Here is a 13,947-nt window from a genome sequence, read left to right as displayed (position 1 = left end):
GGCCAGGGGACGTCGGCCGATCGCGACCGGTGCCGGTGCCCGGCCGCGACTTTCGTCGCACGGCCCCTGGGCCGAGCGGCGACTCAGCTCGTCTGCTCGCGCCCGCTCCCCCGTCCCGCGATCACGAAGCACGTCACGGAGATCAGCGAGCCGATCACCATGACGACCGCCATCGGCAGGGAGGACTCGGTGCCGCCCAGTCCCACGAGGGGCGCGGCGAGGGAGGCGGCGATCGAGAAGCCCAGCCCCAGCATCGCCGAGCCCGTGCCGGCGACCTCGAGGGCGGCGCGGGAGGCGAGAGCGCCGCCGTTGCCGAAGATCATGCCCTGCGGGGCGACGGTGAGGAAGAAGGCCGGCAGCACGATCCATGCGGGCGTGTCGAGGAAGAGGCTGCCGATGAGCAGGGCGAACGACGCGCACACGACCACGCAGAGGCCGATCCGGATCAGCGGGCGCGGATGGATGCTGCGGGTCAGGCGTGCCGAGAGGAAGGACATGGCCATCATCCCCATCGAGTTGATCGCGAAGCTCACCGAGTACGCGGACGAGGAGAAGCCCAGCATGTTCTGCACGACGAACGAGGAGGCCGACACGTAGGCCATGAGCGCGAACGCCGAGAACGCGTTGACGAGCATGTAGGCGACGAACTGACGTCGCCGCAGCAGCATCGCGCAGTTGTGGGCGAAGGTGCGCAGCCCTCCGCTGTGGCGCCGCGAGGCCGGGAGCGACTCCGGGATCAGCAGCAGCGTCCCCACCAGGGAGAGCAGCGACATCGCGGCGATCACCCAGAACACCTCGCGCCACTGGCCGAAGAGCAGGATGATCCCGCCCAGCAGCGGCGCGACGATCGGGGCGATGCCGCCCACGCCCTGCATGATGTTCATGACCCTGAACAGCTCCGGCCCGTCGGTGAGATCGATGAGCACGGCGCGCCCGAGCACCATGCCGAAGCCGCCGCCGAAGCCCTGGAGCACGCGGAAGGCCAGCAGCACGCCGACGTTCGGGGCGAGGGCGCAGACGATAGACGCCGCCAGGCACAGGGAGATGCCGAGCAGCAGCGGGATCCGCCGCCCCACGCGGTCCGAGAGCGGCCCGGCGATGATCTGCCCGCTCGCGGTGCCCAGGAAGAAGGCGGTGATGGTCAGCTGCATCCGCGAGGCCGTCGTCCCCAGGTCGCCCGTGACCTCGGGGAAGGCGGGGATGTACATGTCGGTCGCGAGGGGGCCGATGGCGCTGAGCGTGGTGAGCACGAGGATCACGAGCGCGGTGACGCGGCCGCGGGTTCCTGCGAGCTCCTCGGAGCTGGGCAGGTGGGCGAGCTCGCGGTCCACCGCGTCCTCGAGGACGGGGATGCCGGAGGTGATGGTGGGCACCGCGCCGGTGATGGTCGGCACGTCGCCGGTGAGCGTGGGCAGGCCGCCGGTGGCGGTGCACGTGTATTCGGGGTCGCCGGGGCGCGAGGACACGGAGGGCCTTTCGAAGGGCATGCGGAGACGGGGAGGGGAAGGAGTCTGCGACCGCTCATCCCACGTGGGAGTGTCCGAGAAGCCTAGTCGCGCCGTTCCCCGCGCGCATCCTCCGCGCGGCGCCGTCTCATCGCTCGAGCACCGAGCAGCGCGGCGAGGGCGGCGATCGCCGCGTACAGGGTCCCGAGCCCCGCCGCCGCGAGCCATCCGCTGTGCTCGTAGCCGACGGAGCCCAGCGCCGATCCGGCCGTCGCCCCCACGTAGTAGGCGGTGAGATAGAGGGCCGACGCGGTCGAGCGGGACGAGGCCGGGGCGAGGCGGGCGACCGTCGCCGAGGCGCTCGAGTGGCCGAGGAAGAACAGTGCCGTCATCAGGCCGAGGCCGACGACGACCCACAGCAGCTGGGAGGGCAGGGCGATCCAGTAGCCGGCGGCCACCGCGACCGCGGAGAGCAGCAGGGCGGGCACCAGCCCGATCCGGCCGACGATCCCGCCGGCCCGGGCCGAGGTGAGCGTCCCGAGCAGATAGAGCAGGAACACGGCGTTCGCCGCGGCGGGGCCCAGCCCGAGCTCGGGCCCCTGGAGCCGGAAGCCGACGACGGTGTACGCGCTGTTGAACGCCGCCATCAGCGCGGCCCCGATCACGCACGCCGCGAGCACCCCGGGGATCGAGAGCGACTCCCGGGCGGCGCGGAGCGTGCGGGCGACGGCCCGCTCCCCCGTCGCCTGCTCCCCTGCTGCCTGCTCCCCCGTCTCCGGCCGCCCCCGCGCCCCGGCCGACGTCGAGCCCGCGCCCGCCGCCGCCCCGCGGGGACGCAGCAGCGCGACGCCCAGCCCGCACGCGAGGCACAGCACGGCCATCACGCCCATCGCCCAGCGCCAGGACGCGAACTCGGCGACGGCGCCGGGGATCAGACGCGAGCAGAGCCCGCCCACGGTGTTGCCGGCGAGGTAGATGCCGGTCGCGGCGGTGATGGCCTCGGGAGCGATCCTCTCGCCGATCAGGGCGAGCGCGCTCGCCGGCACCAGGGACACGGCGATGCCCTGCAGGAGCCGCGCCGCCACCAGCGACCACAGCGAGGGCATGAGCGCGCAGGCCAGGCCGATCACGCCGGAGAGGACGAGGAACACGAGCATGCGGTGGAACAGCCCGCGGCGCAGACCGACGGTGCTCAGCGGGATCATCCCGAGCGCCATGCCGAGCGTTGTGGCGGCGACGCTCCAGCCGGTCGCCGCCTCCCCCGCGCCGAAGCCCGCGCCGATCTGCGGCAGCAGGCCCTGCGTGTCGTACATGACGAGGAAGACCGCGAAGCCCGCGAGGAACACGGCGCCCACCACGCGGCGGTAGCCGGGCGAGCCCTGCGGATACGGGGCGGACGGGACGGGAGCGGTGTCGGCCGAGGTCATGAGGCGGCTGCCAGCGCCGCCTGGTAGGTCGGGTCCACGCGCTTGAGGAAGCGGATGACCGCGGCGGTGATCGGGATGACCGCGTACTGCACGGCCACCTTGTAGACGAAGCCCAGCACCGTGTACTCGGCCCAGTCGCCCACGCCGGTGATGCCGATCGCGGCGGCCGCGATCGTGCAGAAGAGGATGGTGTCCACGAGCTCGCCGGCGCCGCTCGCGGAGAACAGGCGGCCGATGAGGCCCCGCTCCCCCGCTCGTCGCTTCATGCGGCTCATGATCAGGGAGTTCACGCTCTGCCCGGCGGCGAAGCCCACGAGGCCCGCGAGGACCACGATCCACACCGGGCCGAGCGCCATCTCGATGGCCTCCTGCTTGGCCAGCCCGTAGTCGTCGGGGAACGGGGGCAGGGCGATGATCACCTGGTAGCAGATCGCGGCGAGGATGTTCACGACGAAGCCCATGATGATCGCGCGCCGCGCCGCGCGCACCCCGTAGAGCTCCGTGATGATGTCCCCGACGATGTACGCCAGGGGGAAGAGGAAGAAGCCGCCATCGGTGATGATGTCGAAGCCGATGCCCGGGATCGTCCCGAAGAAGACGCCCTTGGCGGCGCCGATGCCCGAGAGGATCACCACCGCGCACATGATCATGGCGAGGATGTCGTAGTGCGAGGAGCCCCGGTCGGCGTAGGCCACGCCGGCCGGGCGTCCAGAGTGCTCGGGGCTCTGCGGGGTCTGCGCGCTCTCGGCGCGCGGGGTCGGGGCGGTGCTCATGCGGTCCCTCCGGGGGTCGGTGCGGGGCCGACGGATCAGTCGGCCGTCCGGCATTCTCCCCCGTCGGCGGCCCCGGCGCAGACAGCGCCCGCCATGCCCTCCTCGCCCGGCTGCAGGAACGCGCGCAGCGTGCCCAGGATCGTCGTCGAGGCGAGGGCGGAGACGTCCTCGCTCTCGAGCTGCTCGCGTGTGATGAGGTCGATGAACACGCCGATCAGCAGCTGGGCGAGGTCCTCGAAGCCCAGCCCCTCGCGCGGGCCGACGCCGGGGGCGGTCGAGGCGAGGACCCCGGCGACCGTCGAGCGCAGCAGGCGGCGCTGGGAGACCAGCTCGTCGCGATCGGCCTGGGAGCGCAGGGAGTGGGTGACGGCCTCGGTGTGCAGCAGGCACCACTGCCGGCCGAAGGGGCGCATCGCCTCGAAGAGGTCGAGCATGAGCGCGGCCTCCTCGGTGCGCGCGCCCTCGTCGACCCCGTCGCCGGAGGAGGCGCCGGGGACCACGGATCCGAGCGGGCCGTGCGCGGCGCGCGCCTCGTCCACGCGCTCGTGCATGATCTGGATCACCTGCTGGGTCGCGAGCGCGAAGGCCGCCCGGAACACCTCGTCCTTGCTCGAGAAGTTCGAGTAGAACGCCCCGCGCGTGAATCCCGCGGCACGCACGAGGTCGTCGATCGTCGCCCCGTCCAGGCCCTTCTCCGCGAACACCTGCACGGAGGCGCGCACCAGCCGCGACCGGGTGTTCTCCTTGCGGCGGGTCTCGTCCCCGGCGGGCACGTTCCCCAGGAGGTCCGGCACGGGGTCGACCACTTCCGGATGTCCAGCTTCCATGAGTAGCATCCTACCGATACATTCGTGTATCGAGCGGACTCTCTGCGCACCTCACGGTCGCCGCCCGTCGGCCCAGCCCATCGACACCGCCCGTCGACACCGTCCGTCGACATTCTCCGCCGGCCCGATCCGTCGGCCCCGCCCATCCTCTCCCCGCCGCCGAACGTCAGGAGATCCCTCCGTGTCCTCCACCCTGTACCGCCTCGGACGCGCGATGGCCCATGCCCGCTGGAAGGCCGTGGGCGTCTGGGCACTGCTGCTGGTGGTCCTCGGCGGGCTCGCCGTCGGCCTCGGCGGCTCCTTCTCGAGCCAGTTCGAGATCCCCGGCACCCAGGGCCAGGAGGGGCTCGACGAGCTCGCCGACCGCTTCCCGCAGATGAGCGGCACGAGCGGCCAGCTCGTCTTCCTCAGCGAGGACGGGACGAGCATCGACGACCACGAGGCGCAGATCGACCGGGTCATGGACAAGGCGGCCGACGTCGACGGGGTCGAGGCCGCCCCCTCCCCCTTCGACGAGAACAGCCCCGGCACCCGCAACGACGGCGACACCGCGATCATCGGCACCGTGCAGCTCTCGGGCAGTCCCGGAGGCTTCGCCGACGGCGCCCTGGAGAAGCTCCAGAAGATCTCCGACGACGGGAACTCCGGCGGTCTGCGCGTCGAGCTCGGCGGACAGATCCTGCAGAGCTCGGACATCCCGATGGGCTCGAGCGAGATCATCGGCCTGCTCGCCGCGCTCATCATCCTCGCGGTGACCTTCCGCTCCGTGGTGCCCGCCTTCGTGCCCATCGTGAGCGCCGTGGTGGGCGTCGGGGTCTCGATGCTCGCGGTGATGGCGCTCTCGGCCGGGATGGAGATCCCCTCGGTCACCATCTCGCTCGGCGCGATGCTGGGCCTGGCGGTGGGCATCGACTACGCCCTGTTCATCCTCTCCCGTCACCGTGGGCAGCTGAAACGCGGCATGGACGTCGTCGAATCGATCGGCGAGGCGATCGCGACCTCCGGCAGCGCCGTGATCTTCGCGGGCCTCACCGTGGTCATCGCGCTCGTCGGGCTCTTCGTCACCCGCATCCCCTTCCTCACCATCATGGGCATCGCGGCGGCGGCGACCGTCGCGCTCTCCGTGGTCGTGGCCCTCACCCTGCTGCCGGCGATCATGGGCCTGCTGGGCGAGAACCTGCGCCCCCGCCGCGTGCGCCGCCTGATGGCCGAGAACGGCGGCGCGCTGCCGGAGCCCGAGCAGCCCGAGGAGGGCGAGGAGGGCAAGGGCGAGGGCAAGGGCTCCGCCGCGAAGCGCGCCGGCGGCAGCCGCTGGGTCCGCATCGTCACCAAGGTCCCGGCGCTCACGATCATCCTGGTGATCCTCGTGGTCGGCTCCCTCGCGATCCCGATCAAGGATCTGCGCCTGGGCCTCCCTGACCTGGGCACGGAGAAACCCGACACCCAGGCCCGACAGACCTACGACCTGGTCGCGGACGAGTTCGGCGCCGGTTACAACGGCCCGCTGCTGGTCACCGCCGACATCATCAACTCCGACGACCCCCTCGGCGTCGTCGACGACCTCAAGAAGCGCATCGGCGACCTGCCGGACGTCGAGGAGATCCAGCTCGCGACCCCGAACGAGGGCGCGGACATGGCCGTGGTCGTCGTGATCCCCGAGGGCTCACAGACCGACGAGTCGACCTCCGACCTCGTGCGGACCCTGCGCTCCGACTCCTCGACCTGGGAGAAGGACCTGGACATCTCCGACGTCCGCGTCACCGGGCAGACGGCCGTCGCGATCGACATCACCGACCGCCTCTCCGAGGCGCTGCTGCCCTTCGCGGTGTTCGTCGTGGGGCTCTCCCTGATCCTGCTGATGGTCGTCTTCCGCTCGATCTGGGTGCCGATCAAGGCCTCGCTCGGCTACCTGCTGAGCGTGGGCGCCGCCTTCGGCGTCGTCTCGATGGTCTTCGAGTACGGATGGGGCAACGAGGCGCTCGACATCCACGTGGTGGGCCCGGTGATCGCGTTCATGCCGATCATGTGCATGGGCGTCCTGTTCGGGCTCGCCATGGACTACGAGGTCTTCCTCGTCTCCCGCATGCGCGAGGAGTACGTGCGCACGGGCGACGCCCACGGGGCGATCGAGCGGGGCTTCTCCGCGAGCGCACCCGTGGTCATCGCCGCGGCCCTCATCATGTTCTCCGTCTTCGCGTCCTTCGTCCCCGGCGGCGCGTACATGCTGCAGCCGATCGCGGTCGCGCTCGCCGTCGGCGTGCTCGTGGACGCCTTCGTGGTGCGGATGACGCTCGTGCCCGCCGTGCTCGCCCTGCTGGGCCGCTACGCCTGGTGGCTGCCGAAATGGCTGGAGCGCCTGCTGCCCGTGGTCGACACCGAGGGCGAGGGCCTGGGCGCGGTGCTCGAGCACCGGCGCTGGACCGAGGAGCACGGCGACATGGCGCTGCGCATGGAGGACACGATCGTCCCGCTCGTCGGCGAGCCCGGGGTGCTCGGCCCGCTCACCGGAGCGGTCGACCCCGGTGCGCTGCTGGTGGCCCGCAGCGCGGACGACGCCGCCCGCGAGACCTTCCTCGACCTCGTCTCCGGGCGCATCGCGCCGACCTCGGGCGTCTTCGCCGTGCACGATCGCCTCTCCCCCGCGGACACCGGCGCGATCCAGGCGCGCGTGCACCGCATCGGCCCCGGCGAGGACGTCGCCGGGCGGATCGCGCAGATCAGCCCGCGCCGCGCCGCGCGGGAGATCGTGGTCATCGACCTCGTCACCGACCTCGCCCACGCGAGCGTGATCACCCAGGGGCGCGCGGTGCGCACGCTCGAGGAGCTCATGCGCCAGGGCGTCGCCGTGGTCACGGGATCCCGGGTGGACCTGGGCCTCGAGACCTCCCAGCCCGAGCAGACCGTCGTCGACGCCCTCGAGGACCCCTCCCGGCACGTCGCCCTGCGCGTGCACCGCAGCGCCTCCCGCACCTCCGTCTCCGCCACGTCCTCGCATTCCGATTCCACCCCCGTCGTGGAAGGAGCCCACGCATGAGAACGCTCTCCCGCCACATCCCCTCCCTGGTCATCGTCCTGCTGCTGCCCCTGCTGGTCGCCGGCATCGGCATGTGGGCCCTGACCGGTCGCGTGGACAACATCGACCGGGTGCCGGCCGCCGTGGTGAACCTCGACGAGGGCGCCACCATGAAGGTCGACGGCAAGGACCAGGAGGTGCCGCTCGGCCGCACTCTCGCGGGCGCCCTCACCCAGCCCTCGACCGCGAAGGACTCGGATCAGCAGACCGGCTTCGACTGGCAGCTGACCTCGCAGGACGACGCGAAGGACGGACTGAAGGACGGCTCCTACTCGGCGATCATCGTGATCCCGAAGGACTTCTCGAAGAACCTCGCCTCGATCGGCTCGACGGACGCGGCGAAGGCGCAGGTCCAGGTGCTCACCGACGACTCCTCTGGGATGCTCGACGGACTCATCGGCAACGCCGTCGCCACGGCCGCCTCGCAGTCGATGGGCAGTCAGTTCACCGAGCAGTACCTCGATCAGCTGTACGTCGGCTTCAACGACATGCACGACAACTTCAAGGACGTGGCCGACAGTTCGGCGGACCTCTCCGACGGCGCCGACCAGCTTGATGACGGCGTGAAGAAGTCCGCCGACGGCACCCACGACCTCGCCGACGGCGCGGGCGACCTCTCGGACGGCTCCCAGGAGCTCGCCGACTCCACGCCCGAGCTCGCCGAGGGCGCGCACGGCGTCGCCGACGGCAACAAGAGCCTCGCGACGGGGCTCGGCACCCTCGCCGACGGCACGGACTCGCTGTCGAGCGGCACGAGCGATCTGGCCGACGGCCTCGACGACCTCTCCGACGGGGCCGACGGGCTCGCGGACGGCACGAAGAAGCTCTCCGGCGGCCTCGACGACCTCTCCGACGGCTCCCGGGGCGTGGCCGACGGCGTGGGCGCCCTGAAGACCGGACTGCGCGGCGACGGCACGAAGAAGAACCCCGGCCTGGTCCCCGCGGCCGACGCGATCACCCAGGGCATCGCCGGCGACGGCACGAAGGAGAACCCCGGCCTCGCCGAGGGCGCGAAGCAGCTCGCGGACGGCGCCGAGCAGGTGGGCGACGGCGCGGACAAGGCCTGGAACGGGGACGGCACGGAGCAGAACCCCGGCCTGAAGGGCGCGGGCGACGGACTGGGCGAGGGATCCCAGGACGTGGCCGACGGCCTCTCGCAGCTCCAGACGGGGCTGAAGGGGGACTCGTCCCAGGGCGCACCGAGCATGGAGGACGCGGCGTCGAGCAATCGCGACGCTGTCTGCAAGATGGCGGAGGCTCAGCCGGACGACGAAGATCTCGCGGGCCTCTGCAAGCAGGCGAAGCTGCTCGTCAAGTACTCGGATTCGGTCGACGGCGCCCTCGCGGGCGACGGTTCGGACGAGAACCCGGGCCTCGTCGCCGGCTCCCAGGGCGTCGCCGACGGCATCGACCAGTACACCTCGGGCGTCTCCCAGGTCTTCGAGGGCGACGGCACCGCGAAGAACCCGGGTCTGGCGGCGGGCGCGAAGCAGGTCGCCGAGGGTTCGGACACCTTCAGCACCCAGGTGCCCGATCTCGTCGACGGCCTGCAGGAGTTCGACAAGGGCCTGCACGGCTTCGCCGGCGGCGTCGACGACCTCTCCGACGGCGCGACCAAGGTCGCCGACGGCACGGCGTCGAGCGCCGAGGGCGCGTCGGACCTCTCCGACGGCGCCACGAAGCTCGCCGACGGCACCGGCAAGAGCGCGAAGGGCGCGCACTCCCTCGCTGACGGCGCCTCGGACCTCTCCGACGGCGCGCGCTCGAGCGCGGACGGCGCGGACACTCTCGCGGACGGCTCCTCGAAGCTCGCCGACGGCACCGACCAGCTGGTCACCGGCACCCAGGGCCTCGCCGACGGCGCCTCCGGGCTGGCCGACGGCACCGAGAAGCTCGCCGACGGCAACGACAAGCTCGCCGACGGCGCGGACCAGCTCTCCGACGGCACCGGGAAGCTCTCGGACGGCCTCGCGAAGGGCGCCGACCAGATCCCGAGCTACTCCAAGGGCGAGCGCGAGAAGATGTCGACGATGGGCGCCCAGCCGATCTCGACGTTCTCCTCGCGCGCGAACGAGGCCTCGGGCGCGGCCACCGCGACCTTCCCGTTCGTGGCGGCGCTGGCCCTGTGGCTGGGCGCCTTCGGCGCCTTCCTGCTGATGCCCGCGCTCTCCAAGCGCCTCCTGGACGGCGCGGTGCCCATGTGGAAGGTCGTGCTGCGCTCGCTCGTGCCCGGCCTGCTGCTGGCGGTCGTGCAGACCGTCGCGGTGCTCGCGGTGATCACGGCGATCGGGATCTCCCCGGTCTCGCCGCTCGCGGTGGGGCTCGTGTGCCTGGCGGGGGCGGTGATGTTCGCGGCCTTCCACCAGGCGCTGCTGGCCCTGCTCGGGGACAGGATCGGCAGGATCCTCTCGATCGTGCTGATGGTGCTGCAGGTGGTGGTGCTCGTGGGCATCCTGCCGCTGCAGACGGCCCCGGAGCTGCTGCAGTCGGTGAGCGGGCTGATGCCGATCACGATCGTCAGCCGGGGCCTCGTGCACGCCTCGCTCGGCGGATCCCTCACCTCGACGACGGCGACGCTGCTCGCGATCGCCGCCTGGTTCGTGGTCTCGGTGCTCGTCACCCTGATCGCCTCCCGGAACGCGCGCACGGTGAAGCCCGCGAAACCGCCGAAGCACGCGCGCGGAGGCGCCCACGCGGCGGCCTGAGCCCGTCGGTCCCGGGGCCTCCCGCCCTCAGTGGAAGTCCCGGGACCTCCCGGCGCCGGCGAGCTCGAGCACCTCGACCCCGTCGGCCACGAGGTTCACCGCCCCGGTGAGGTTCTCGACGATCCCGCGGACCACCACCGAGCGCGAGGTGCGCAGCACCGCCCGGTGCCGTGACCAGAACCCCTTCGAGCAGACCACGTTGAGGATCCCGGTCTCGTCCTCGAGGCTGAGGAAGGTGATGCCGCTGGCCGTCGCGGGCCGCTGGCGGTGCGTGATCACCCCGCCCACGCGGATGCGCGTGGAGTCCTCGGCCTCGCGCGCCCCGCGGATGGAGAGCACGCCCGCCTCCTCCATCTCCTCGCGCACGAGCACCATCGGGTGGTCGGCGAGCGTGATGCCCGTGGCCCAGGAGTCGGCGGCGGCGAGCTCGGCGTCGCTGAGCCCGGGCAGCATCGGCGCGTCGGCCCCGATGGCCAGGTGCGGCAGCACGTCGGGCGACTCCTGCGCCGCAGCGCCCGCGGCCCACAGGGCCTGCCGGCGCGAGGACGCGAGGGCGTCGAGCGCCCCGGCGGTCGCGAGCGCCTCGAGCTGACGGGCGCTGAGGCGCACCCGCCGCGCGAGGTCGCTGATGGAGGCGAAGGGCCCCTCCTTCTCGCGGGCGCTCACGATCTCCTCGGCCTTGTCCTCCCCGATCCCGCGCACCTGCGCCAGCCCCAGCCGGATCACCGGCCCCCGTCGCGCCGCCTCCCCCGTGACCTGCGGTCGCGCGGCGCGCAGGGCGTCCTTCTCCGGATCCGTCCAGCCCTCCGGGCCCCGGTGCCGCGCGGCCGGGCCCAGCACGTCCTCGTTGCCGGGCAGCGTGTACGCGCGATGCCCCGTTCCGTCCCCTGCGCCTCCCGTGTCCCCCGTGTCCCCCGCGTCGGTCTCGAGCCCGGTCTGCACCTCGGAGACGGTGACGTCGACCCCGCGGGTGAGGACGCCGTGGCGGCGGGCGTCGGCCACGAGCGACTGCGGGGAGTAGAAGCCCATCGGCTGGGAGCGCAGCAGCGCCGCGGTGAACGCGGCCGGGTAGTGGCACTTGAGGTAGGCGCTCGCGTACACGATGTAGGCGAAGGAGTAGGCGTGCGACTCGGGGAAGCCGTAGTTCGCGAAGGCCAGCAGCTTGCGCTGGATCGCCTCGGCGTCCTCCCCCGTGATCCCGTGGCGCGCCATGCCCGCGAACAGCTGGTCCGAGAGCGCGAGCATCTTCTCCGTGGACCGCTTGGAGCCCATGGCGCGGCGCAGCTGGTCCGCGAGCGCCGGGGTGAAGTCGGCGACGTCGACCGCCATCTGCATGAGCTGCTCCTGGAACAGCGGCACCCCGTAGGTGCGGCCCAGGGACTTCTCGAGCAGCGGATGCAGGTAGGTGGTCTCCTCCTCCCCCGTCCGACGGCGGATGTAGGGGTGCACGGAGCCGCCCTGGATGGGGCCGGGACGGATCAGGGCCACCTCGACCACGAGGTCGTAGAAGCACACGGGACGCAGCCGCGGCAGGGTCGCGATCTGCGCGCGGGACTCGACCTGGAAGACGCCCACGCTGTCGCCCGCGCACAGCATGTCGTAGACCGCCGGGTCCTCCTGCGGGAGGGTGCGCAGACCGTGGTGCTCCCCGTGGTGCTCGGCCACGAGGCGCAGGCAGTGGTCGATCGCGGTGAGCATCCCGAGGCCCAGCAGGTCGAACTTCACCAGGCCCGCGTCGGCGCAGTCGTCCTTGTCCCACTGCAGCACGCTGCGGTCCTCCATCGCCGCCCACTGCACGGGGCAGATCTCGATCACGGGGCGGTCGGCGAGCACCATGCCGCCGGAGTGGATGCCCAGGTGGCGCGGCGCGTCGCGCAGACGGTGGGCGAGCTCGACGACGTCGGCGGGGATGTCGGCATCCGCGAGGGAGCGGAAGGAGCGCTCGATCCGCTTGGACCATGCGTCCTGCGTGCCGACGTCGTAGCCCAGCGCCCGTGCCGCATCGCGCACCGCGAGCTTCGCCCGATAGCTGATGACGTTGGCGACCTGGGCGGCGCACTCGCGGCCGTAGCGCTCGTAGACGTGCTGGATGACCTCCTCGCGGCGGTCGGAGGCGATGTCGAGATCGATGTCCGGTGGCCCGTCCCGCTCGGGCGCGAGGAAGCGCTCGAAGAGCAGGTGATGGCCGACGGGCTCGACGGCCGTGATCCCGAGCGCGTAGCAGACGGCGCTGTTGGCGGCCGACCCCCTGCCCTGGCACAGGATCTCCTCCTTCTCGCAGAAGGCGACGATCTCGCGGACGATGAGGAAGTAGCCGGGGAAGTGCAGGCCGGAGATGACCTGCAGCTCCCGGTCGATCTGCGCCCACGCCCCGGGGACCTGCTCCTCGTCGGCCGGCGCATCGGACCTGTCCGTCCCGTCGGCCCCGTCGGACCCGGAAGCCCCGCCCTTCCTGCCCGACCCGGGCCGCGGCCCGTAGCGCTCGCGCCCGCCCTGCTCGACGAGCTCGCGCAGCCAGCTGTCCTCGGTGTGCCCCGCGGGCACGGGGAAGGGCGGCAGGTCGGGGGCGAGCAGCTGCAGGTCCAGCGCGCACTCCTCGGCCATCCGCGACGCGGCCGCGACCGCCTCGGGATGGCGCGGGAGCAGCTGCGCCATCTCCTCGCCGCTGCGCAGGTGGCCGGGCCTCGAGGGCAGGTGCGGATCGGCCTCGGCGAGGGACGTGCCCGCGCGCAGGGCGGCGTGGACGTCCACGAGGCGCGTGTCCGCAGGGCGGGCGCAGTGCGCGTTCGTGGTCGCCACGAGCGGCAGGGTGAGCTCGTCCAGACCTGTCTCCTCGCGCACGAGGCGCGCGCCCTGGGCGAGGGCGTCGTGGATCTCGTCGTCGAGCTCGTCCCCGCCGACCATGAGCTCGACGGCGACGTTCCCGTGCCCGTACAGCTCGAGCAGCCGGGCGATCTCGCGCTGCGCCGCGCGGGCCGCGCCCTCGCGGTCGCCGTCGGCCACGAGCGGGCGCACCGCCCGCAGCACCGCTCCCTTGCGGCAGCCGGTGAGCACGAGCCAGTGCCCCTCGCGGGCGATCCGGGAGAGCTCGGCGAGGCGGTAGCGGGGCGTGGCCTTCCGCCTGCTGTCGAGGTGGGCGCGCGCGATCGCGGCCGACAGCGCGCGGTACCCCTGCTCGTCGCGCACCAGGACCAGCAGGTGCTCGCCCTCCGGGTCGGGGACGCCGGTGCGCTCGGGCGAGAGCACGGGGGTGCTGCTCGCATGCTCGCTGCCGGGCTCGCTGCCCAGGGTGAGCTCGGCGCCGAGCACGGTCGCGAGGCCCGCCTCGCGCGCGGCGCGCGAGAAGCGGACCGCGCCGGGCAGCCCGTCGTGGTCGACGAGGGCGAGCGCGCGCAGCCCCAGCCGCGCGGCCTCGGCGACCATGTCCTCGGGGCTCGAGGCGCCGTCGAGGAAGCTGAAGTGCGAGTGCGCGTGCAGCTCGGCATAGGCGATGTCGGTGCCGGGGCGCCCGTCGGACGACGGGGCCGACGGGCCGGGCTCCCCCTCCCCCGGCTCCCCCGCCGGCGCATGCTGCGGCGGCAGCGCGCGCTCGGACGGCACGGGGCGGTCCGAGAGCAGAGCCTCGAGATCGTTCCAGGAGGGCGGACCCAGGAACCAGCGGCTCATCGGGACTCCTCCGCCACGGATCCCCTCGTCA

Annotated in this window: 7 protein-coding genes; 2 read left to right on the top strand and 5 right to left on the bottom strand. The window is 72.6% G+C overall.

What is annotated here, in order from left to right; all coding sequences use genetic code 11:
- Positions 1 to 83 precede the first annotated feature (83 nt).
- From M4486_RS05680 to M4486_RS05665, 4 genes are all read right to left on the bottom strand, one after another.
- Complete coding sequence (locus tag M4486_RS05680) at positions 84 to 1,466, bottom strand: multidrug effflux MFS transporter (RefSeq protein WP_249480202.1); 1,383 nt, start codon at positions 1,464 to 1,466, stop codon at positions 84 to 86.
- A gap of 83 nt (positions 1,467 to 1,549) precedes the next feature.
- Positions 1,550 to 2,872 (bottom strand): MFS transporter, encoded by a 1,323-nt coding sequence (locus tag M4486_RS05675; RefSeq protein WP_249480201.1) that lies wholly within the window; start codon positions 2,870 to 2,872, stop codon positions 1,550 to 1,552.
- Positions 2,869 to 3,645 carry a queuosine precursor transporter gene (locus M4486_RS05670; protein ID WP_249480200.1) on the bottom strand — a complete coding sequence of 259 codons (777 nt, stop codon included), beginning with the start codon at positions 3,643 to 3,645 and terminating at the stop codon, positions 2,869 to 2,871. Before M4486_RS05670 ends, M4486_RS05675 begins: the two co-directional genes overlap by 4 nt.
- Positions 3,646 to 3,680: 35 nt before the next feature.
- Positions 3,681 to 4,472, bottom strand: coding sequence for a TetR/AcrR family transcriptional regulator (locus M4486_RS05665; RefSeq protein WP_249480199.1), 792 nt, complete (start codon positions 4,470 to 4,472; stop codon positions 3,681 to 3,683).
- Positions 4,473 to 4,653: 181 nt separating this feature from the next.
- Between M4486_RS05665 and M4486_RS05660 the strand changes: the two genes are divergently transcribed.
- Together M4486_RS05660 and M4486_RS05655 are read left to right on the top strand one after the other, a co-directional pair.
- Complete coding sequence (locus M4486_RS05660; RefSeq protein ID WP_249480198.1) at positions 4,654 to 7,506, top strand: MMPL family transporter; 2,853 nt, start codon at positions 4,654 to 4,656, stop codon at positions 7,504 to 7,506.
- On the top strand, positions 7,503 to 10,250 hold the full coding sequence (locus M4486_RS05655; protein WP_249480197.1) for a YhgE/Pip domain-containing protein: 2,748 nt from the start codon (positions 7,503 to 7,505) through the stop codon (positions 10,248 to 10,250). The genes M4486_RS05660 and M4486_RS05655 overlap by 4 nt, the downstream gene beginning before the upstream one ends.
- Before the next feature lie 27 nt (positions 10,251 to 10,277).
- On the opposite strand, the gene M4486_RS05650 is transcribed toward M4486_RS05655, so the two are convergent.
- On the bottom strand, positions 10,278 to 13,916 hold the full coding sequence (locus M4486_RS05650; protein WP_249480196.1) for an error-prone DNA polymerase: 3,639 nt from the start codon (positions 13,914 to 13,916) through the stop codon (positions 10,278 to 10,280).
- Between the last annotated feature and the right edge of the window lie 31 nt (positions 13,917 to 13,947).

The sequence above is a fragment of the Brachybacterium kimchii genome, from assembly GCF_023373525.1.
In the GTDB taxonomy this organism is placed as follows: domain Bacteria; phylum Actinomycetota; class Actinomycetes; order Actinomycetales; family Dermabacteraceae; genus Brachybacterium; species Brachybacterium kimchii.
The sequence above is the reverse complement of the archived record's forward strand: the minus strand, read 5'-3'. Positions and strand labels throughout refer to the sequence as shown.

Bases quoted from the DNA above. Each gene is read 5' to 3' on its own strand.
- M4486_RS05650 (WP_249480196.1), bottom strand. From the start codon at position 13,916: ATGAGCCGCTGGTTCCTGGGTCCGCCCTCCTGGAACGATCTCGAGGCT.
- M4486_RS05655 (WP_249480197.1), top strand. From the start codon at position 7,503: ATGAGAACGCTCTCCCGCCACATCCCCTCCCTGGTCATCGTCCTGCTG.
- M4486_RS05670 (WP_249480200.1), bottom strand. From the start codon at position 3,645: ATGAGCACCGCCCCGACCCCGCGCGCCGAGAGCGCGCAGACCCCGCAG.
- M4486_RS05665 (WP_249480199.1), bottom strand. From the start codon at position 4,472: ATGGAAGCTGGACATCCGGAAGTGGTCGACCCCGTGCCGGACCTCCTG.
- M4486_RS05675 (WP_249480201.1), bottom strand. From the start codon at position 2,872: ATGACCTCGGCCGACACCGCTCCCGTCCCGTCCGCCCCGTATCCGCAG.